Here is a 20,404-nt window from a genome sequence, read left to right as displayed (position 1 = left end):
CGTGCTCAGCCCGTGCGCGACCGTCGACGCCACGCGTCCTTGTCGGTGGCGCGGTCGTCCTGCACGGCCGGAGGCCAACTGCTCGCACCCAGTTCGCGCGAGGTGTTGCGGGCGACGTCGCGCAGCATCGACGACACCGACGGATCAAGCGGCCACTGCTCGGCCGTCGCCACCACTCCTACGGCGCCGATGGGCCCACCCATCCGATCGGTCAGCACCGCCGCGAGTTCACACTCGCCGAGCACGGCCTCCTCGACGGATTCGGCGAGGCCGGTGGCGCGCACGTCGGCGAGGCCTGCACGCACCGCGTGCGGGTCGGTGACCGTTGTTCCGGTCATGTCACGAAGGTCGGCACCGAGGATGTCGTCGGTGATCTTCGCGTCGAACGCCATGATCGCCTTGCCGAGCGCTGACGCGTGCGCGGGGATGACGATTCCCACCTCGGGCATCTGGCGCGAACCGTCGAGCCGTGGTTGGTGGTGCACCACCACGACGTCGTCGATGAGCATGACCGCGGTACGGACGGCGAGTCCGCTACGCCGCGCGAGGTCCTCGGCCCACGGGGCGATCCGCGCCCGCAGTTCGAGGCTGTCGAGATAGACGTTGCCGAAGGTGAGCACCGCGGGTCCGAGGCGGTAGCGACCGGAGTCACGCTCCTGCACGACCATCCGGTGCGCGAGCAGGGTGCGCACGATCCCGTGCACCGTCGACGGTGGCAGCTCGAGTCGTTCGGCGATCTGACCGAGACTCATCCTGTGGTCGCCCGCGAGCACCGTGAGCACACGAAGCGCGCGGTCTACCGACTGGATCATCCGGACATTCTCCCAACAAAGCGGTGGTGGGCATTCCGGAATGAACGCCTCGCCGGGTATTGATCGTCACATATTGCATGCCGTAGTGTCCTAAGTCATTCGATAATGTCGAATGAATGACGTGAGGTGCCCACGCCGTTGCCACGAGGAGTCTTTCCATGAAGAAGTTCATCAACGATCCGGCGGACGTGTTGGCCGACGCACTGCGTGGCGTCGCGGCCGCCCACCCCCGACTGCGCGTCGACCACGACGCTCGCGTGATCTTCCGCGCCGACGAACCGCGACAGGGCAAGGTCGGGCTCGTGTCCGGGGGCGGCAGCGGTCACGAACCGCTGCACGGCGGCTTCGTCGGTACGGGCATGCTCGACGCGGCTGCCTGCGGCGAGGTCTTCACCTCACCGGTGCCCGACCAGATCCTGGCCGCCACGAGCGGCGTCGACGGTGGCGCCGGTGTACTCCACATCGTCAAGAACTACAGCGGCGACGTGATGAACTTCGAGATGGCAGCGGAACTCGCGGACGTCGAGGTCGTCTCGGTGATCGTCGACGACGACGTCGCCGTGCAGGACAGCAGCTACACGGTGGGTCGACGGGGAGTCGCGGGAACTGTCTTCGTCGAGAAGATCGCAGGCGCGGTGGCCGAGCGAGGAGCCAGCCTCTCCGAAGTCGCCCGACTCGCACGCAAAACCGATGACAACGCGCGCACGATGGGGCTGGCCCTGACGTCGTGCACGGTGCCCGCCGTCGGACATCCGACCTTCGATCTGCCGGAAGACCAGATCGAACTCGGCGTCGGTATCCACGGCGAACCGGGCCGCAAGCGCGTGCAGCTGCCAACGGCCAACGAGATGGCACACATGCTCATCGATCCCGTCCTCGGAGATCTCGACTTCCCGGTCGGCGAGCAGGGGGTCGTGCTGCTGGTCAACGGACTCGGCGGCACGCCACTCATCGAGCTCTACCTGATGTGCGCAGAGTTCACGCGACTACTCGACGCCGCGGGCATCACGGCCACGCGCACACTCGTCGGCAACTATGTGACCAGCCTCGACATGGCCGGATGTTCGGTCTCGTTACTGCGCCTCGACGACGAGCTACTCGACCTGTGGGACGCTCCCGTCGACACTCCGGCCCTGCACTGGGTCTGACACCAACCGCGGCGCCTGTTCCCACCACGCCACCCCGAAGGACACACCATGATCACCACCGACACCATCGCCACCTGGCTCCGCCTGTTCACCAGCGACGTCGTGGCCAACGTCGACGAACTGACCCAACTCGACGCCGCGATCGGCGATGCCGACCACGGGTCGAACATGGAACGTGGCATGACCGCTGTCGTCGACGGACTCGCCGACGGCCCGGCCCAGCCTGGTCCGCTTCTCAAGAAGGCCGGCATGACGCTCGTCAGCAAGGTCGGCGGTGCGAGCGGCCCGCTCTACGGCACCCTGATGCTGCGCATGGCGGGCACGATCGGCGACACCACCGAGATCGACGCCCCGATGCTTGCCGCCGCACTACGCGCGGGACTGGCGGGCGTCGTCGAACGCGGGCACGCACAATCGGGCGACAAGACCATGTTCGACGCACTGAATCCGGCATGCGACGCGCTCGACGCCGCACTCGCCGACGGTGCAGATCTCGCGAAGGCACTGCGCGCCGCGGCCGACGCCGCCGCGGCCGGACGGGACTCGACCGTCGACATGGTGGCGCGCAAGGGCCGAGCGTCGTATCTCGGTGAGCGCAGCGTCGGACATCAGGATCCCGGCGCGACCAGTGCGGCGATGCTGATCAACGCACTCGCGCGCGCAGCCAACGAGGTTCGGCAACCATGACCGGGCTGGTCGTCGTCTCGCACAGCAGGGCGCTGGGCGACGCCGCGGTGGCCCTCGCCGCGGAGATGATCACCGGTTCTGACATGACGATCGAGGTCGCCGCCGGTCTCGACGCCGACACTTTCGGTACCGACGCCACCGCGATCGTCTCAGCCATCGAGGCGGCGGACGACGGCCAGGGCGTCGTCGTCCTGATGGATCTCGGCAGTGCCGTGCTCTCGGCGGAACTGGCGCTGGAGCTGATCGATCCGGCGCTTCGCGCACGAACCGTTCTGTCCGCAGCACCGCTCGTGGAGGGACTCATGTCGGCGGCTGTGACCGCGGCGTCGGGGGCGTCACCGGCGGATGTGGCCGCCGAGGCAGCGGCGTCGCTGACCCCCAAGCGTTCGGCACTGGGCGAGGGGGAAGACGCGCCGGCGGCGACCGGCGAGACGCCGGTGCCCGACGATGCTTCGGTCGACACGGGCGATGCCGGCGCTGTCTCCGCGGTCGTCGAGATCGAGAATCCGCACGGCCTGCACGCCCGACCCGCGGCCCGGTTGGTCACGGAGGCAAGGCAATTCGATGCCGACATCACCCTGATCAACCTCGACAACGGCGCAGGTCCCGCGTCTGCGGTGAGCATCTCCGCCGTGGCGAGCCTCGGTGTACGTTGCGGGCAACGCCTCGAGATCCTCGCGAGCGGTCGCGAGGCGCGCAAGGCCGTCGACCATCTCGCCTCGTTGGCCCGCGACCGCTTCGGCGAGGAGGTCGACGCTGACACGGTCCCGGCAGTTCCGGCAGATCGACAGGCGTCCGGCGCTTTTGCCGACACCCCCGGTGAGGCGGCACCCGCAGGTCGAGCTCGTCGAAATCACACGGCCCTACCGGCATCGCCCGGCATCGCGATCGGACCCGCATTCACACCGACAGTCGTCGACGTCGAGGCACCCGACGAGCCGTTCGACTCCGCAGAAGCTCAGCTCGCACGCCTGCGCGACGCCCTCGCCGAGACCCACACCGACATCGAACGGATCCGTGACCACACCGCGCACCACAGCGCTTCCGATGCCGAGATCTTCGACGCCCACCTGCTGCTGCTCGACGATCCCGACCTGCGTGCGCGTGCTCGCGCGACCATCGATTCCGGTGTCAGTGCGGCACGTGCGTGGGCGGCGGCCGTTGCGGAGGTCGAGGCGGAGTGGAGCGCCCTCGACGACCCCTATCTGCGTGAACGTGCCGCTGACGTGCACGCGGTCGGTCAACAGGTGCTGCGTCGGCTCACCGGAACTGCGGACTCGACGATCGACGGCACCGGCATCCTCGTCGCCGCTGATCTCCTTCCCGCGCAGGCCGCGGTCCTCGATCCTGACAAGGTCGCGGGCATCGTGCTCGCGGGTGGCAGCCCGACCAGCCACGCCGCGATCCTCGCCCGCGCCCGTGGGATACCCGCGGTGGTCGCCGCCGGACCCGACGTCCTGGCGGTCGATCCCCAGGTCACCGTCGCTCTCGACGGCTCGACAGGCGAGATCGTCGTCGACCCCGACGAAGCGACGCTCCAGAACCTGCGTGCCGCCGCCGCCCGCGCCGACGAACGTCGAGACAGTGCACGCGAGGCGGCGCACCAACCCGCAACGACCGGCGACGGCACGCGAATCCTGGTGGCGGCCAATCTCGGCTCCGTGCAGGACGCGCGTGCGGCGGCTGACGCCGGAGCCGACGGCTCGGGATTGATCCGTACCGAGTTCCTCTACCTCGACCGCACGCAACCGCCGACTGTCGACGAGCAGATCGATGTCTACCGTCGAATGGCCAATGCGCTTGGCGGCGAGCGCATCACACTGCGGACCCTCGACGTCGGCGGCGACAAACCGCTACCCTTCGCGCGGCAACCCGTCGAGGAGAACCCCTTCCTCGGGCTGCGCGGACTACGGCTCGCGCTCGCGGAGAAGACACTGTTCGACGATCAGCTGCGCGCCATCATCACCGTCGCGCACGAGACTCCGGTCAGTGTCATGTTCCCGATGGTGACCACGGTCGACGAAGTGCTCACGGCGCGTGGGTGCCTCGATGCAGCCATCAATGCGGTCGGGCGCGGTATGCCTGCCGATCTGCAGGTCGGCATCATGATCGAAGTACCCGCGGCGGCACTCAAAGCGGCGGCATTCGCGCCGCACGTCGACTTCTTCAGCATCGGCACCAACGACCTGACGCAGTACACTCTGGCCGCCGAGCGCGGTAACACATCCGTTGCAGCGCTTGCCGATCCACTCGACCCCGGTGTGATCGCCCTGATCGACGCGGTATGTCGGGGAGCGGGCCCGGACCGTCTCGTCGCGGTCTGCGGTGAGCTCGCCGCGGACGAAACCGCAACGGAGTTGCTGATCGCGTTGGGCGTGCGGGAGCTGAGTGTCGCCCCGCGCGCGGTGCCGTTGGTCAAGGAGTCGGTGCGCGGCGTCGCAGTCACGTCGAACCCGGGCCTCGTCGAGCGCAGCGTCGAAGCCGAGGACGCTGCCGCGGTGCGCGCGGGTTTGCGAAACTACCCTCACACCTGATGAACACTGCCCGCAACACCCTCAGCACAGGCGCAACCATCGGACTGGGACTGGCCGCCGTCGGCCGGCCCGCATACATCACCACGACGCGGGAGGACGATCTCGGTGACGAGCGGAGCATCGAGGAGATGCGCCTGCGGACGTTCGACGTGCTCGACGCCGCGTACGCCGACGGCGTGCGCTACCTCGACTGCGCGCGCTCGTACGGATTGAGCGAGCAGTTCCTCGCCGACTGGCTGCGCGAGCACCCGGAGGTCGACGACGTGACGGTTGCGTCGAAATGGGGATACCGGTACGTCGGCGAGTGGGAGGTCGACGCCGAGGTGCACGAGGTCAAGGACCACAGCCTCGGCGCATTCACCGACCAGTCGACGGCCAGCCGCTCGATCATCGGCGATCCGCTCGCGATCTATCAGATCCACTCGCTGACTCCCGACAGCCCGGCATTGACGAACAATGCTTTGCACAGGGCGCTCGCTCGGTTGCGCGCCGACGGTTACACGGTCGGGTTCTCGACGTCGGGTCCCGCGCAGGCCGACGTCGTTCGCCAAGCGATGTCGATCGAGGTCGACGGCGAGCCGCTGTTCGGGGTGGTGCAGTCCACCTGGAATCCGTTGGAGACGTCGGTCGGTCCGGCGCTCGCCGAAGCCGCCGAGGCCGGACTCTCGGTGGTGATCAAAGAGGGCATGGCCAACGGCAGACTGGCGCCGGGCGTCGAGGATGAGAGCGAGGCCCGACGCGTCGTCGACCGTGTCGCCCACGAACTGGACTTGTCGTCTGATCAGGTCGCGCTGGCGGCGGCACTCGCACAGCCGTGGGCCGCGCATGTGCTGTCCGGCGCGGTGACCGTCGAACAGGTCGACAGCAATGTCGCGGCGGAGGAACTCGGACTGACGTCCGAGACGGTGTCGGAGTTACTCGCGCACCCCGAACCGCCCGCCGAGTACTGGGCAAAGCGCTCGCAGCGGAGCTGGAGCTAGAGGAGCCGCGGGCCTCTCGGTTCTGCATCCCGGGGTCTCGGCCGCTACGGAGCGTCGAACCTGGGCCGCGGGCGTGGTGTCATGGGCCGCGGGGTGCGCTGCCGCGGGTGCGCGGCGGGTGCAGAAAGTCGGGGAAGAGTGCACGGCCGGTGCAGAAACTAGGGGAAGCGTACGCGGCCGCTGCAGAAAGTAGGGGAAGAGTGCGCGGCCGCTGCAGAAACTAGGGGAAGCGTACGCGGCCGCTGCAGAAACTAGGGGAAGCGTACGCGGCCGCTGCAGAAACTAGGGGAAGCGTACGCGGCCGCTGCAGAAACTAGGGGAAGCGTACGCGGCCGCTGCAGAAAGTAGAGGAAGGGACTCTTCCCGGGGTTTCAGACCGTCCCCCTAGTTTCTTCCAGCGGAAAGGACAGTTTCCCGGGGAAGGACCCTTTTCCCTAGATTCCGCACCGGCCGACGCCCGAGCGGCGCCCTTTCCGCTACTTTCCGCACCTGCCGGCGCCGCCGCGACACCCTTCCCCCGTGTTCCGCCCTGCACTGCACCTGCAGGCCAGTTGCAGAAACCCGGGGAACAGACTCTTCCCCGGGTTTCGGACCCTCCCCCTAGTTTCTTCCAGCGGAAAGGACAGTTTCCCGGGGAAGGACCCTTTCCCCTAGATTCCGCACCGGCCGACGCCTGCGCGGCACACCCTTCCGCTACTTTCCGCACCGGCACCGGCACCGGCACCCACCCCGACCCCCACCCGGCACCCGGCCCCCCACCCGCCCTACGCCGAGCGGCGGGCCCGCAGCACGGTGTCGTCGACGTGGTGTCCGCCGCCGGCGGCGATACCGCGCGGTCTGGTCTCGTGGGTGATGACGTCCCAGCCGTCGCCGAGAAGCTGTGCGAAGTCGTCGGGCTGCACGTAGTCGTCGGGGTCGAAGCCGTGCGCGCGGACCCCCTCCGGCGCGTGCATCACGACGAGCAGCGTGCCGCCCGGGCCGACAGCGTCGACGAGTTTCGTTGCCACACTGCGGTTCTCGACGTGTATCGGGAAGTAGTGGGCGGTGACGAGACCGAAGTCGCGGCCCGGCACGTCGTCGACGGTGAGATCGGCCTGCAGCCAGGTGATCTCCGGTCCCGGTGAGATCTCGCGGGCGCGGTCGACGGCCACCTGCGAGATGTCGATGGCCGTCACCTGCCAGCCGCGCTCGGCGAGCCAACGGGCGTCGGCACCCTCGCCGCTGCCGACGTCGAGCGCGGTGCCCGGCACGAGGTCGGCGGCCTCGGCGATCAGGGACGGATTCACGTTCGACGTCCACAGCCGGTCGGCGCTGCTGTACCTGGCATCCCATTCGGCTGCGGTGTGGGGGTTCTGGTCGTGGTGCCCATGTGTCGTACTCATGAGTCGAGCGTGACACGGGCCCAGCGCGACGTCGAGCGGCCTTGCGCGCGAAGCAAAAACCCGCTGGGCTGCAACCCTCGCACACCACTCGACCAGCGACGCGCTAACCCTCGACGACCCGCGCAATCCGGTCGACGGCCTCGGTCAGCACCTCCGGCGAACACGCGGCGTTGAGACGTGCGAAGCCGTTGCCCTCGGCACCGAACGCCGGTCCGCGGTGCAGCGCGACCCGGCCGTCGGCGAGGATCGGGCCCGCCGAGTCGTCGCCGAGACCCGTACGCCTGAAGTCCAGCCACGCCAGATACGACGCCGCGGGCCGTGCGTACCCGACCGTCGGCAGCCGCTGCGCGAGCAGACGTTCGAGCAGGTCGAAACTCTCCTCGACGACGACGACGGTTGCGGCGAGCCACTCGTCCCCCTCGGCGTAGGCGGCCTCGGCCGCCGTCCGTCCCAGGATGCTCGTGCGGTAGGTGACCTCCTCGGGCTGACGGTCGACAGCAGCGCGCATCGGATTCGAACCGACCACTGTCAGAGCGCATTTCGCTCCGGCGAGGTTGAACGCTTTACTCGCGGAGTGGGCTGCCATCCCCACCTCCCGTGCCGTCTCCGACACCGACAGAAACGGCACGAACTCCACTCCGCGATGCACTAGGGGCGCGTGGATCTCGTCGCTGAGCACCACCGCGCCATGCTCGGCGGCGAGGTCGGCAAGGGCTTCGAGGTCGGCTCGGGGGTGGACGAGACCGACGGGGTTGTGCGGATGGCACAGCAGGATCGCACGCGCCCCGGCAGCGAATGCCGCGGCGATGCCGTCGAGGTCGAGGCGCCACACGTCGGCGGCGCTGGCCCGTCGGCCACCAAGCGCCTCGTCGTCGACCACGCGTAGCGGAACCTGTACGACCGTGCCACCCGCCTCGGGCACGATGTCGAAGAAGGGCGGATAGATCGGCGGCGTGATGATCACGCCATCGCCCGGTTCGATCAGCACGCGCAGCGCCTCCACGAGCACCACCGAGACGTCGGTCGTGGAGCGCACGTCGTCGGGTGCGACGGTCCATCCCCAGTGTCTCTGCGCGAAGTCGGCGAACGACCGGCCGAGGACCTCCGGTTCGGCGGCATACCCCAGGTCGGAGGCGGCGACCTGCGCGGTCAATGCGTCGACGACGACGGGCGCGAGTTGGTAGTCCATCTCGGCGATGAACAGCGGCAACACGTCGTCGGGATAGGTGCGCCACTTGGCGCTGGTGCGTCGGCGCAGAACGTCGAGTGGCGGCGCGGTCGGTCGCTGGGTCACACCTACGTGTCTACCGCGTGCGGTGGCGTTCCTCGACCCGGTTCGCCCGGGATCGTCGACGCGGCGCGCGTCGAGGGGCAGACTGGGACGCATGGCATTTCCCATTCGCATCGGAGTCCAGATCCAGCCGCAGCACGCGCCCGACTACTCGCTGATCCGCGACGCGGTGTTGCGGGCCGAGGACCTCGGCGTCGACATCGTGTTCAACTGGGACCACTTCTATCCGCTCTACGGCGACCCCGACGGTGCTCATTTCGAGTGCTGGACGATGCTCGGCGCCTGGGCCGAGCAGACCGAACGCGTGGAGATCGGCGCACTGGTCACGTGCAACTCGTACCGCAATCCCGACCTTCTGGCCGACATGGCGCGCACCGTCGACCACATCTCGGGCGGCCGACTGATCCTCGGGATCGGCGCGGGCTGGTTCGAGAAGGACTACGACGAGTACGGCTACGACTTCGGCACCAAGGGCAGTCGTATCGGCGACCTCGGCGACGCCCTGCCCCGGATCACCTCGCGGTTCGAGAAGCTCAATCCGCGCCCGACGCGCCACATCCCGATGATGATCGGCGGCAGCGGCGAGAAGAAGACCCTCCCGCTCGTCGCGCAGTACGCCGATGTGTGGCACGGCTTCAACGACGTCGAGACCTACCGCCACAAGACGAAGGTGCTGGCGGGCTACTGCGAGGAACACGGCCGCGATCCCGAGACCATCGAGCGGTCGGCGGGCATTCCGTTCACCGGCGACGTCGAAGAGCTCGTACGCACTGCCGACGCGATCAGCGCCGAGGGCGTTTCGCTCATCACCGTCGGCACGACCGGCCCGGAGTACGACCTGACGGCCGTCGAGGCGCTGTGTCGTTGGCGCGGATGAGCTGACCGACATGTCGAGCCTCGCCGTGGTGGCGATCATCGCCTGCGTGATCTCGCTGGGCTGCTGGGTGGCGTCGCTGATCACCGGAGACACCTCCTGGGTCGACCGGATCTGGTCGATTGCACCGGTGATCTACCTGTGGGTGTTCGCTGGATTCAGTCACTTCGACGCCCGGGTGACCGTGATGGCGGTGCTCGTCACCGCGTGGGGCATACGCCTGACGTTCAACTTCGCGCGGCGCGGCGGCTACAGCGGCACCGAGGACTATCGCTGGGCTGTGCTGCGCTCACGCATGACACGGTGGCAGTTCTGGCTGTTCAACCTGCTGTTCATCGTCGCCTACCAGAACCTCCTGCTGGTGCTGATCGCCTTGCCCGGCTACACCGCGCAACGCCATCCCGGCGGGTTCGGTGTGCTCGACGTCGTGCTCGCGGTGGCCTTCCTGGCGTTTCTCGCGGGCGAGACCGTCGCCGATCAGCAGCAGTGGGAGTTCCACGCGCACAAGGCTGCGGGCGAGACGTCGACCCGCTTCTGCACGACAGGCCTGTTCAGGTACTCCCGACACCCCAACTACTTCTTCGAGCAGGCGCAGTGGTGGGTGATCTATCTGTTCGGCGCGGTCGCGGCCGGCTCGATCCTGCAACCGACGATCGTCGGAGCCATCCTCCTGACCCTCTTGTTCGTCGGCTCGACGAAGTTCACCGAGTCGCTGACACTGGCGAAGTATCCCGAATACGCGGAGTATCAGCACACGACGTCAGCGCAGATCCCGTTGCCGCCGAAGCGGCGACGCGCTGCGACAGCCTGAGAGATCGGACGCGGCGCGTCGAACGAACGACTCGTCGGTGCCCGGCGTGTGGCAGCGGTCCGCGGATGGTGACCGACCGCCTAGATTTGATGTCATGCTCAGACGGTCCGCATCTGGAAAGAACAGCCAACCGAACACGGTGACCCGCCTTGTCCGCGTGCTCATCGTCGGTGCTCTGCTGATGTTCGGCCTCGCCGCGACGTCGCTGACCGCCACCGCTCGTGCCGAAGCACCCATGCGGCTACCCGCCCAGGTGAACGACCCAGCCGATGCGCTCTCGACGTCGGATCGCGACCGCGTCCAGCAAGCGGCCGAGACGCTCTTCAGCGACCACGGCGTGCAGCTGTGGGTTGTCTACGTCAAGACGTTCAACGGCATGAGCAGTGAACAGTGGGGCAGCCAGACCGTGCAGATGAGCGACCTCGGCGAGCACGACGTCCTGCTCGCCGTCGCCACCGACGACCGCGCCTACCGGTTCGACGCGCCCGACTCGGTCGACGGACTCGATCGGTCCACTCTCGACTCGATCGCGCAGGACGACATCGTGCCTGCACTCAAACGGTCGGATTGGGCTGGTGCGGCAGTGGGTGCCGCGAACGGCCTCGGCTCGGCGCTGACACCGTCACACGCAGGGGCGATCACCGCGGGCGTCGTCGGTGGCGTGGTCGTCGTCGGCGGGGGCGGCGCCTACCTGTACTCACGACGTCGCCGAAAGCAGAAGTTCGAGTCCCAACTCGAGACCGTCCGCGGGCAGGAATTGACCGGCGACGAACTGCTGTCACAACCGATCGAGGTTCTCGAGCCGTGGTCACGGGAAGTGCTCACCGACACCGACAACGCGATCCGCACCAGTGAGGAGGAGCTCCGACTGGCCGTCGACGAGTTCGGTCCGGCACAGACCGCACCGTTCACGCAAGCACTCGACGCCGCGAAACGTGGACTCGCGACCTCCTTCTCACTTCGACAGCGACTCGACGACGACATCCCCGAGACCCCGGACGAGCAGCGCTCGATGCTGGTGCAGATCATCACCACCTGCACCGACGTCGACGCCGCACTCGACGAGCAGGTGTCGGCGTTCGACGAGATGCGCAACCTGTTGATCAACGCTGACAGTCGCTTCGAGCAGATCACGCAACAGCTTGTGGCGTTGCGTGCCCGACTCGAAGGTGCCGCGACCCGGTTGGCGTCGCTCACGCAGAAGTACGGTGCTCCCACCCTCAGCTCGATCGAGCACAACGTCGATCTCGCAGCCCAGGAGATCGGATTCGCCGAGAGCAGCGCCGACCAGGGCCGTGCGGCGATCGCGCGCCCCGTCGGCGAGCAGGGTGCGGCGGTTGCCGCCATCCGCTCGGCCGAGGGGGCGATCGCACAGGCCGACAAACTGCTCGACGCGATCGACAACGCCGACGCGAACATCACCGCCGCCCATACGCAGTTGCCGGCACTGATCGCAGAAGTGGAGGGCGAACTGCGGGAGGCCGCCGGATTGTCTCTCGACGGTGGATCGGCGTTGGCGACCGCGGTGGCGTCGGCCACCACGGCGCTCGCCCGCGCCAAGTCGGAAGCGGCTGGTACGCCGGGCTCGGAAGGCGACGACGATGCGGCGTCTCGAGAACACGGCGACCTACTCGGCGCGTTCACCGCACTCGTGGACGCCGACGCCGACCTCGATCGCGCTCTCGACGCGGCACGCGATACGTCGGCGCAGCGTCAGCGTCGTACCGAAGTGCTCACCGCCGCACTGACCAACGCTCAGGCCAAGGTCACGGCGGCGTCGGACTTCGTGGCGACCCGACGCGGAGCCATCGGCTCCACTGCGCGTACGCGTCTCGCCGAGGCGCAGCGGCTGCTCGAGACGGCCAACACGACAGCGCAGAGCGATCCGACCGGCGCCACGGACGCGGCACGTCGAGCAGGCTCGCTGGCCGACCAGGCCCTCATGGCGGCCCAGGGCGATGTGGTGAGCTGGCAGCAGAGTCAGCAGCCGCGCTCGGGTGGCGGCTCGGCGGCGGGCGCAGTGCTCGGTGGAATTCTCGTCGACAGCTTCCTGCGCGGATCGATGCGCGGCGGGGGCTACGGCGGTGGTTTCGGTGGGGGCTTCGGGGGTGGCGGATACACCAGCGGCGGCGGGCGCAGTCCCGGCTCGTTCGGCGGATCGTCGAGTTCGGGGCGCATCGGCGTCGGCGGGCGGTTCTGAGCGGGGAGGATTCGGGCGACCAGCTCCCCTCAGCGCGCGGCGTTCTTGACGAACTCGTCGGGCGTGCCGATCGCCGGCTTGCTCCCAGCGAAGAAGCCACCCCGCACATGTCGGCGCGTGGTGTCATCGTCGGTTGCCCGTGCGGCGGAATGCCAGAGGTAGGCGTCGTGCAGCAGGATGTCGCCGCGCTCGAGGTACACACCGATCTCGCCAGGTACCTTCTCGAAGCCGAGCGGCATCTCGAATGGAGGCGGGGTGTCGGTCCAACCACGCGCAGGCTGCGCGGTGTCAGGAACGTCGACGTTGTTGACGTTCCGGTACGGTGCAGGTGTTGCCCACAGGTGGCTGCCGGGTACCACGCGCAGGAACCCGTTGGCGGGTGATGTGGCGTCGATGTGGATCGTGAAGGCCGTCGACGGCCAGATGTCCATACTGGGACTGGCCTGCCAATCGGAGTGCCAGCCGATTCGTGAGTAGCCGGACTCCCGTCCCGGACGTGCGTCCTGGTAGACGACACCGAAACCGTTGCTCTCCCGCAGCCACGCGCTGTCGCCGATCACCGCGCGGACCGCCGCCAGGAGACGCGCATCGGCAAGGGTGGCGCGCAGTGCGGGCGACAGCTCGTTGACGAACTCGACGTAGTTGGCGAACCTCTCTGCCTTGGCGACGTCGTCGAGGAAGACCGTCGACCCGTGACGCTCGGGGAGCTCTCCCGCGACCACGCGCTGCTGGGCGTCGACGCACTCCTGCTCGATGGCGATGGTCGACGACTCGTCGAGTAGTCCGCGGATCGTCGCGAAGCCGTTGGCACGGTAGAAGTCTGCGAGTCCGCTGACGTCATCGGGTGCGAAGACGCCGGGCTCGGGCGATGTCGGGACGGCCATGCGCGGTGAGTGTAGTTGCGGTGCACCGCGACCGCGCGGCAAGCAGATCGTTCGGTGACTACTTCCGCCCGACCGCCAGATAAGCGATCGGTCCGACGAAGTTGATGAAACTCGCTGCAGCCCAGAGCTTCTTGGGACCGCGGACATGATCGGGCTGACGCTTCTTGAGATCACGTAGCGCGTAGCCCTGCAGCGCGAACTGGGCCACGGCGGCGACGCTGACAGCCACCCGCTTGGCCGGTGAGAGCTTCGAGGACTTCTTCGTGTCACGAGTCACACGATCAGGCTACCTTCTCGCTTTTATTTCATAAGCCTAAGTATTAGACTTACTAAACGTGACCGAGAAGACCGCAGACATCGCCAGAGCGCTCCGCCCATCCGTGACGCGGCTCTACCTGGCACTGCGTCGGCACACCCCGATCCCCGAGTACACCGCTGCTCAGGCGTCGGCACTGGCCACGATCGTCGACCACGAGCCGATGCGGATGGGTGAACTCGCCGAGCGCGAGTCCATCCGAATGCCCACGGCCACCGCACTCGTCGACGGCCTGTGCAAGAACGGGCTCGTCGTCCGCGCTCCCGATCCGGAGGACCGTCGCGCCGTGTTGGTTGCGCTGACCGAGCACGGGCACGAGGTTCTCGAGCGGGTTCGCGGGCAACGCGAGGACGCTCTTGCCGCCGCACTCGAACGACTCTCCGACGACGACCGCGACCGACTGGCAGCGGCAGCCCCCGCCTTGCGGGCGCTGCACGCCGAACTCGAGGGGACCACATCCCTCGCCGGGGAAAAGTAGCCGTTCTCGCTCGACGACATTCGTATCAACCACTACTCGAAATGAACACGAGGTAGACGTGACAACCACAACGGAGAAGCACACAACAGAGAAGCCGACGCTGCCGGCAGAAGAGGAACACCACTCACTCGCCGAGGCCTTCAAAGGCCAGCCACGTGCTGTGTGGGTGACGGCATTCGCAGCCGTCATCGCCTTCATGGGTATCGGTCTGGTCGATCCGATCCTCAACACCATTCGTGAGGAATTGAACGCGCCGCCGTCGAAACTGACGCTGCTGTTCGCCGTGTACCTCGGCGTCCAGGTGATCGCGATGCTCATCACCGGGTGGGCCGCCTACCGGTACGGCCCGAAGCGCACCCTGACCGTCGGGCTCGTGCTGATCGTGCTCGCCGCCGGGATCTCCACCTTCGCGGGCAACATCGACCACCTGATCGCCATGCGCGTCTTCTGGGGTCTGGGCAACGCGCTGTTCATGGCAACGGCGCTGGCCTTCATCGTCGGTGCTGCCAAGGGCGGTCAGCACGGCGCGATCCTGTTGTACGAGGCCGCGCTCGGCGTCGGTCTGGCGGTCGGACCGCTGCTCGGCGCGCTGCTCGGCGCATGGACCTGGCGTGCACCGTTTGCCGGTACCGCGGTTCTGATGCTCATCGGTGCCGTTCTGTGTGCGTTCATGCTCCCCTCCGACGGTCCGCGCAGCGAACGCGTGTCGGTCAGCATCGTCGATCCGCTCAAGGCGCTGCGTAACCGCACGCTGCTGTTGACCTCGATCGGCTCGGCCTTCTACACCGGCGCACTGTTCACCGTCATCGCCTATGCACCACTTGCCATGGGACTCAAGCCCATTCCCGCGGGCATCGTGTTCTTCGGATGGGGCCTGTTGACTGCTCTGTCGGGTGTGTTCGTCGGGCCGAAACTCGCCGAGAAGATCGGCCAACGTGGCGGCGTGATGACCGCCATCGCCGGCTACGGCATCGTGATGGCTCTCGCTGCCGTCGGTGTCGCCACCGACCAGGTCTGGCTGACCGGCCTGGCGATCGTGCTCTCCGGCCTGCCGTCGGGCATCCTGAACACGCTGTTCACCGGTGTCGCGATGTCGTCGGCCGACCCGAACAAGCCACGGTCGGTGGCCAGTGCCGGTTACAGCTTCCTGCGCTGGATGGGTGGCGCGGCGTCGGCTGTGCTCGTGGCCTACCTCGCAGAGTGGTTCGCCCCCTCCGCCCCGTTCTGGTTCGCCGTCGGCTACTGCGCCGTCGCTGTGATCGCCGTCGGATTCGTGAAGTCGAAGAAGGCCGAGTCGCACCACGTCGACGAGGACGCCGCCCTGGTCGGCGCCGAGGAATTCTGAGTCCACCTCCCCGAACTGACAGCGCTCCCGAATCCGCAGTGCCCGTCGATCCACTTGGATCGGCGGGCATTGTCGTATCTGCGGTACGGGTGTCCTCCGGAGGAGGTCGATTCTCAGTCGAGCCAGTCGAGGACGCTTGCCGCGGTCCAGCTCTGTTGCATACTGCCCAACGCCTCGCCGGTGAACGGCTCGTAGTACTCGGCGAACGCGCCGTCGGTCGCCTGGCGAAGACCCTCCTCGCGCAGTCGCGCCGAGCGTTCGGTCCAGCCGCGACGTGCGAAGGCCCAACTGAACAGCCACGTCATCACCGGCCAGACGGGGCCTCGCCAGTACTCGCGCGGACGGAAGTCCGCTGAGATCGGCGACGTCGACGGGGGAACGGTGAACCTCAGGTCCGGGTGGCCGCAGAACCGCGGGCCGTCGAAGAGTCGGAGAAGTGCCCGTTCGCGATCGCGCGAGAGTCCGCCGCTCAGCAGCGGCGCGAATACCGCGATGCTCTCGGAGTTGATCCACTGCCCGGCCCGGAGGTCGTAGTCACGCGCAGCGCCGTTGCGATCGTTCGCCGCCGCGACGACACCGGCCTTGAAACGGTCAGACCAGGCACGCAGATCACGGACGTCCGAACGCGGCTTGGAGTAGTCCTCCCCGATCGTCGCGAGCACATCGCATGCGACGGAGAAGATCGCGCTGACGAAGACGTCCTCGACCATGAAGTCCATGACCTTGGGCAGCACGGCGTCGTCGTAGTGGGCGCGTTTCATCTCCTCGACGAGCCAGATGTAGCGGTCGTATTCGAGATCGGTCGGTCGCATCGACAGGTCGGCGACGTGTTCGAGGTCGGCGCGGGTGTAGGGCGGCAGATCCTCACCGGGGACCACACGCGAGTACGGGCCGTCCCACCGCGGTGAGTTGTCCATACCCGATTCCCAGCCGTGGTAGATGGTGATGCGGCCGCGCCCGAGCGGATCGCGGGCATGCGCGAGCCACCGGTGCCACCGCACGAGGGCGCCCCAGCGTCGATCGATGAACTCGTTGGCGACTGCTCGCGTCGAACGGCCATGTCGCCGAGAGTGATCCAGGATGCGTTGCACTGCGATCGCATGCACGGGCGGCTGTGTGATGCCGGAGGTCTCGGGGTAGTCGGGAGCGCACTCGGCCAGGCGCGCACACTCCCAGCGTCCCGGGCCGGGAAAGTATCCGTCGCGTCCATTGGCGAAGACGATGTGCGGGATCATGCCATTCGACCACTGCGCGGAAAGCAGCGTGTCCATCTCGATGACCGCACGCTCGACACTCAACGGCGCCAGACCGACGGTCACGAACGCCGCATCCCAACTCCACATGTGCGGGTACAGACGGGGTGCCGCGCTCGTCATCGTGCCCAGATCGTTTCCGCGGAGCAGATACGCGGCTCGTGCCGACAACTGCGTTGGGGTGAATCCGTACCTGGCCACGCGTTGATTCTGCACTGCCTGGTCTGTCCTCGCCGCGCGAGGTCGCGGGCTGCGACACTCGAGCCGACGGTGTCGGCAGCCGTACGGTTGAAATCATGCCAACCGCATTGATCACCGGCGCCAGCCGCGGCCTCGGCGCCGCCATCGCCCGACAGCTCGCACCGACGCACTCTCTCGTACTGGGCGGCAGGCCGTCGGACACGCTCGATGCACTTGCCGCAGAGCTCGATGCGACGACCTTCGCCGTCGAACTCACCGACCACGACGCGGTGGCCTCCGCAGCGGCAGCGATCGGGTCGTTGGATGTTCTCGTGCACAGCGCGGGTGTCGGTTCGACGCTGTCCCCCGTCGCGGAGACGACTGCCGACGAGTGGCGGCACGTGCTCGAGGTCAACCTGGTGGCCGCCGCGGAGGTGACACGCACGCTGCTGCCCGCACTGCGCGCAGCGCGGGGTCACGTGGTGTTCATCAACTCCGGCGCCGGAATGCGCGCCAATCCCGGGTGGGGCGCCTACGCGGCGAGCAAGTTCGGGTTGCGCGCCCTCGCTGACGCGTTACGCGGTGAGGAGCCGTCACTGCGTGTGACGTCAGTGTTCCCCGGCCGCATCGACACCGACATGCAACGCGAGTTGGTCGCGATCGAGGGCGACGACTACGACGGGTCGAAGTTCTTGACGCCCTCGACCGTGGCGGGCGCGGTGGTCACGGCGATCCAGACGCCGGCAGACGCCCACCCGACAGAGATTGTGCTGCGCCCGACCGGTCGGGCATGACCTCCTACAGCTGCTTGAGGTCGCTGGGCTCCCACACCGCGCGCATCGAGGAGATCTTGCCGTCGGCGTCGAAGACCATGATGTCGATCGGCGTGATCTCGAAACGCATGTCGGCGGTACCGGTGACCAGCGTGAACTCGAAGACCGCGGTGTCACCGGCGATCTTCTTCCAGTTCAGGGTCGCGACGTGCTCGTCCATCCCGGTGATGATCCCGTAGAACTCGACGAGTTGCTCGCGGGTGTCGCGGATGTCGGCACCGATCGGGTCCTCGACGGTGGCGTCTGCCGCAAAGAGATCGGCGATCTGCTCGGCGGTCCCATTGGTGAGCAGGTCGATGTACGCCTGCACGGTGGCGTCGATCCTGCTCGACAGCTCGGTCTGGTCCTGCTCGACGGTCATCTACGTCTCCGATTCTAGAACGTGTTCTACTTGGAGACAAAGTATCAGTCGACCCGCTCGTAGATGGTGGCGTTCGCGATTCCTCCGGCCTCGACATTCATCGCTGAAACCGACACCCCGGTCTTGCCCGTCCGCGGTCAGATGGGTCCGCCCCCACAATGGACTTCACGGGAAGAGACGCTGGCGACCTCGAGCAGTGGGCAGCCAATGCCGATATCGGTGTCCTGACCGACCACGAGGCCATGCTGATCCGCGGATTCCTCTGCCGCGCATCGTCGTTACGTGGCGAGAACCCTCGACGCGGTCTGCTGCGCTGAGCAATCGGCGTCGAGCCCTGCGGCGGAACCTACTTCAGCTCGCTGCTCGACTTGCCGAGCACGCGGCGCGCGATGATCAGCTGTTGGATCTGCTGTGTGCCCTCGAAGATGTCAAGGATCTTGGAGTCGCGGGCCCACTTCTCGAGTAGGCCTACCTCCGAATAGCCCACGGTTCCGCCGATCTCGACAGCCTTGTTGGTCAACTCGGTGACCATACGCCCGGCCTTGGCCTTGGACATCGACGCCTCGGTGGAGTTCGGCTGCTTGTTGTCGGCCATCCATGCGGCGCGGATGGCCAGCAACCACGAAGCCTCCCAATCGGATTCGAGGCGGATGAAGTCGTGCACGGCGGCAGCCTGGTTGGCTGCGGGCTGATCGTAGTCGATCTCGAGGCCCGCACCCTCGATGACAGTGCGCAGCTCCTCGAGCGCAGCCCGGCCGAGTCCGATCGCCATGGCCGCGACGAGCGGACGGGTGTTGTCGAAGGTCTGCATCACGCCGGCGAAGGCCTTCTTGGTGTCGACTTCCGGTGAGCCGAGCAGATTCTCGGCGGGGACACGTGCGTCCTCGAAGCGGAGAACCGCGGTGTCGGAGGCACGGATACCGAGCTTGTGCTCGAGACGCACCACCGAGACGCCCTCGGTGGTCATCGGCACCACGAAGCTCTTGATGGCCGCGCGACCGGCAGACTTGTCGACCGTCGCCCAGACGACGACGTGGTCGGCGCGTGACCCAGCGGTCACGAAGATCTTCTCTCCGTTGATGACGTAGTCGTCGCCGTCGAGCGTCGCGGTGGTACTGACCGCAGCCGAATCGGAGCCGAAGCTCGGCTCTGTGATGGCCATCGACGCCCAGACGTCCTTGAACTTCTCGAGCTGCTCAGGGTTGGCGACCGCGGCGATCGCTGCGTTACCCAGACCTTGGTACGGGATCGACAGCATGAGCGCGACGTCGCCCCAGCCCATTTCGACGCCGTGCAGCACAGCCCGCATGTTGCCGCCGTTGACGACGTCGGACTTCTTTGCCGACGACTTGTCTGCGGCGTCGGATTCGCGGCCCTTTCGCGTGGCCTCGCGAGCGAGCTTGCCCAGCTCGTCGAGCTCCTGCGGGTAGGTGTGCTCGGCCTTGTCGTACGTGCGCGAGATGGGCCGGAAGATGTGCTCGGCGGCGAGGTGCGCCTGCTCGGTGACCGGGGCGAGCTTCTGGGGGAGCTCGAGGTTGATTGCCATGCCGGTATCTTACTGCGCGGTAAGATCGATTTCCAGCCCCCACCGTAACCGCGTGCCGGTCCCGCGGGGCGTCGTCGGTCAGTCGTCGGTCAGCAGTACCGCTCCGTGCAGCCTGGAGACCGTTTACGCTGGCCACATGGTCTACGACGACGACCTCGCCCACCGCATCCGCGAGTTGCTGTCTGGTGAGAGCGGCGTCGGAGAGAAGGCGATGTTCGGCGGTCTCGCGTTCTTGGTCGACGGCAACATGGCTGTTGCGGCGAGCGGGTACGGTGGACTGATGGTGCGCGTGCCGCCGGACGAGACCGACGCCTACTTGAGCGCGGCGCACACCGCTCCGGTGGTCATGTCGGGCCGGGAGACGCGTGGCTGGTTGCGGGTCTCGGCCGAGGGCATCCGCACCAAGCGTCAGCTCGAGAAGTGGGTCAGCCTGGGTGTCGGGTACGCACGATCGCTGCCGCCGAAGTGACGAGCTCTACCTCTGACGGC

20 protein-coding genes are annotated in these 20,404 nt (G+C 67.4%); 12 read left to right on the top strand and 8 right to left on the bottom strand.

The window, feature by feature from the left end; genetic code table 11:
- Nucleotides 1–5: 5 nt before the first annotated feature.
- Nucleotides 6–812 (bottom strand): IclR family transcriptional regulator, encoded by an 807-nt coding sequence (locus LK459_RS09620; RefSeq protein ID WP_227923010.1) that lies wholly within the window; start codon nucleotides 810–812, stop codon nucleotides 6–8.
- Nucleotides 813–970: 158 nt separating this feature from the next.
- On the opposite strand from LK459_RS09620, the gene dhaK reads away from it, so the two are divergent.
- Genes dhaK through LK459_RS09600 form a run of 4 tightly spaced genes read left to right on the top strand, consistent with a single transcriptional unit; the run spans nucleotide 971 to nucleotide 6,161 of the window.
- Entirely contained in the window at nucleotides 971–1,960 is a 990-nt protein-coding gene (gene dhaK, locus LK459_RS09615; protein WP_227923008.1) for a dihydroxyacetone kinase subunit DhaK, read from the top strand.
- Nucleotides 1,961–2,008: 48 nt separating this feature from the next.
- On the top strand, nucleotides 2,009–2,647 hold the full coding sequence (gene dhaL, locus LK459_RS09610; protein ID WP_227923006.1) for a dihydroxyacetone kinase subunit DhaL: 639 nt from the start codon (nucleotides 2,009–2,011) through the stop codon (nucleotides 2,645–2,647).
- The gene (gene ptsP / locus LK459_RS09605) at nucleotides 2,644–5,181 is read left to right on the top strand and encodes a phosphoenolpyruvate--protein phosphotransferase (protein WP_227923005.1); all 2,538 of its coding nucleotides are present in this window, start codon (nucleotides 2,644–2,646) and stop codon (nucleotides 5,179–5,181) included. The genes dhaL and ptsP overlap by 4 nt, the downstream gene beginning before the upstream one ends.
- Nucleotides 5,181–6,161 (top strand): aldo/keto reductase, encoded by a 981-nt coding sequence (locus LK459_RS09600; RefSeq protein WP_227923004.1) that lies wholly within the window; start codon nucleotides 5,181–5,183, stop codon nucleotides 6,159–6,161. The genes ptsP and LK459_RS09600 overlap by 1 nt, the downstream gene beginning before the upstream one ends.
- 764 nt (nucleotides 6,162–6,925) lie before the next feature.
- Here the strand turns inward: LK459_RS09600 and LK459_RS09595 are convergent.
- Nucleotides 6,926–7,543, bottom strand: coding sequence for a class I SAM-dependent methyltransferase (locus LK459_RS09595; protein WP_227923002.1), 618 nt, complete (start codon nucleotides 7,541–7,543; stop codon nucleotides 6,926–6,928).
- Between the two features lie 103 nt (nucleotides 7,544–7,646).
- Entirely contained in the window at nucleotides 7,647–8,837 is a 1,191-nt protein-coding gene (locus LK459_RS09590) for a MalY/PatB family protein (RefSeq protein ID WP_227923000.1), read from the bottom strand.
- A gap of 91 nt (nucleotides 8,838–8,928) precedes the next feature.
- On the opposite strand from LK459_RS09590, the gene LK459_RS09585 reads away from it, so the two are divergent.
- The 3 genes from LK459_RS09585 (at nucleotide 8,929) to LK459_RS09575 (ending at nucleotide 12,719) form a co-directional block, all read left to right on the top strand.
- Nucleotides 8,929–9,711, top strand: a complete 783-nt coding sequence (locus tag LK459_RS09585; protein WP_007237102.1) for an LLM class F420-dependent oxidoreductase — start codon at nucleotides 8,929–8,931, stop codon at nucleotides 9,709–9,711.
- Nucleotides 9,712–9,721: 10 nt separating this feature from the next.
- Nucleotides 9,722–10,519, top strand: a complete 798-nt coding sequence (locus LK459_RS09580) for a DUF1295 domain-containing protein (RefSeq protein WP_227922998.1) — start codon at nucleotides 9,722–9,724, stop codon at nucleotides 10,517–10,519.
- Between the two features lie 94 nt (nucleotides 10,520–10,613).
- Entirely contained in the window at nucleotides 10,614–12,719 is a 2,106-nt protein-coding gene (locus tag LK459_RS09575) for a TPM domain-containing protein (RefSeq protein WP_407648763.1), read from the top strand.
- 29 nt (nucleotides 12,720–12,748) lie between these two features.
- Here the strand turns inward: LK459_RS09575 and LK459_RS09570 are convergent, their stop codons facing one another.
- Both LK459_RS09570 and LK459_RS09565 read right to left on the bottom strand, forming a co-directional pair.
- Nucleotides 12,749–13,603 (bottom strand): phytanoyl-CoA dioxygenase family protein, encoded by an 855-nt coding sequence (locus LK459_RS09570; RefSeq protein ID WP_007237099.1) that lies wholly within the window; start codon nucleotides 13,601–13,603, stop codon nucleotides 12,749–12,751.
- A 58-nt stretch (nucleotides 13,604–13,661) separates the two neighbouring features.
- On the bottom strand, nucleotides 13,662–13,880 hold the full coding sequence (locus tag LK459_RS09565; protein WP_007237098.1) for a hypothetical protein: 219 nt from the start codon (nucleotides 13,878–13,880) through the stop codon (nucleotides 13,662–13,664).
- A 58-nt stretch (nucleotides 13,881–13,938) separates the two neighbouring features.
- Between LK459_RS09565 and LK459_RS09560 the strand changes: the two genes are divergently transcribed.
- Nucleotides 13,939–14,397 carry a MarR family winged helix-turn-helix transcriptional regulator gene (locus LK459_RS09560; protein WP_007237097.1) on the top strand — a complete coding sequence of 153 codons (459 nt, stop codon included), beginning with the start codon at nucleotides 13,939–13,941 and terminating at the stop codon, nucleotides 14,395–14,397.
- A gap of 58 nt (nucleotides 14,398–14,455) precedes the next feature.
- A complete protein-coding gene (locus tag LK459_RS09555) occupies nucleotides 14,456–15,742 on the top strand; it encodes an MFS transporter (RefSeq protein ID WP_007237096.1) in 1,287 nt (428 codons plus the stop codon).
- 113 nt (nucleotides 15,743–15,855) lie between these two features.
- On the opposite strand, the gene ggh is transcribed toward LK459_RS09555, so the two are convergent.
- Complete coding sequence (gene ggh, locus LK459_RS09550; protein ID WP_227922997.1) at nucleotides 15,856–17,196, bottom strand: glucosylglycerate hydrolase; 1,341 nt, start codon at nucleotides 17,194–17,196, stop codon at nucleotides 15,856–15,858.
- Between the two features lie 95 nt (nucleotides 17,197–17,291).
- On the opposite strand from ggh, the gene LK459_RS09545 reads away from it, so the two are divergent.
- Nucleotides 17,292–17,969, top strand: coding sequence for an SDR family oxidoreductase (locus tag LK459_RS09545; RefSeq protein ID WP_227922995.1), 678 nt, complete (start codon nucleotides 17,292–17,294; stop codon nucleotides 17,967–17,969).
- Nucleotides 17,970–17,973: 4 nt separating this feature from the next.
- Here LK459_RS09545 and LK459_RS09540 read toward each other — a convergent pair whose 3' ends face one another.
- The gene (locus LK459_RS09540) at nucleotides 17,974–18,369 is read right to left on the bottom strand and encodes a nuclear transport factor 2 family protein (protein ID WP_007237093.1); all 396 of its coding nucleotides are present in this window, start codon (nucleotides 18,367–18,369) and stop codon (nucleotides 17,974–17,976) included.
- A 158-nt stretch (nucleotides 18,370–18,527) separates the two neighbouring features.
- On the opposite strand from LK459_RS09540, the gene LK459_RS09535 reads away from it, so the two are divergent.
- Complete coding sequence (locus LK459_RS09535) at nucleotides 18,528–18,686, top strand: hypothetical protein (protein WP_227922993.1); 159 nt, start codon at nucleotides 18,528–18,530, stop codon at nucleotides 18,684–18,686.
- Between the two features lie 29 nt (nucleotides 18,687–18,715).
- On the opposite strand, the gene LK459_RS09530 is transcribed toward LK459_RS09535, so the two are convergent.
- The gene (locus LK459_RS09530) at nucleotides 18,716–19,915 is read right to left on the bottom strand and encodes an acyl-CoA dehydrogenase family protein (protein ID WP_007237092.1); all 1,200 of its coding nucleotides are present in this window, start codon (nucleotides 19,913–19,915) and stop codon (nucleotides 18,716–18,718) included.
- Nucleotides 19,916–20,051: 136 nt separating this feature from the next.
- On the opposite strand from LK459_RS09530, the gene LK459_RS09525 reads away from it, so the two are divergent.
- On the top strand, nucleotides 20,052–20,384 hold the full coding sequence (locus LK459_RS09525; RefSeq protein WP_227922991.1) for a TfoX/Sxy family protein: 333 nt from the start codon (nucleotides 20,052–20,054) through the stop codon (nucleotides 20,382–20,384).
- The last annotated feature ends 20 nt before the right edge of the window (nucleotides 20,385–20,404 follow it).

Origin of the sequence: Gordonia otitidis, assembly GCF_020735545.1 — a bacterium.
Classification (GTDB): domain Bacteria; phylum Actinomycetota; class Actinomycetes; order Mycobacteriales; family Mycobacteriaceae; genus Gordonia; species Gordonia otitidis.
Note: the sequence above shows the minus strand (reverse complement) of the source record. Positions and strands in the feature narration are given on the sequence as shown.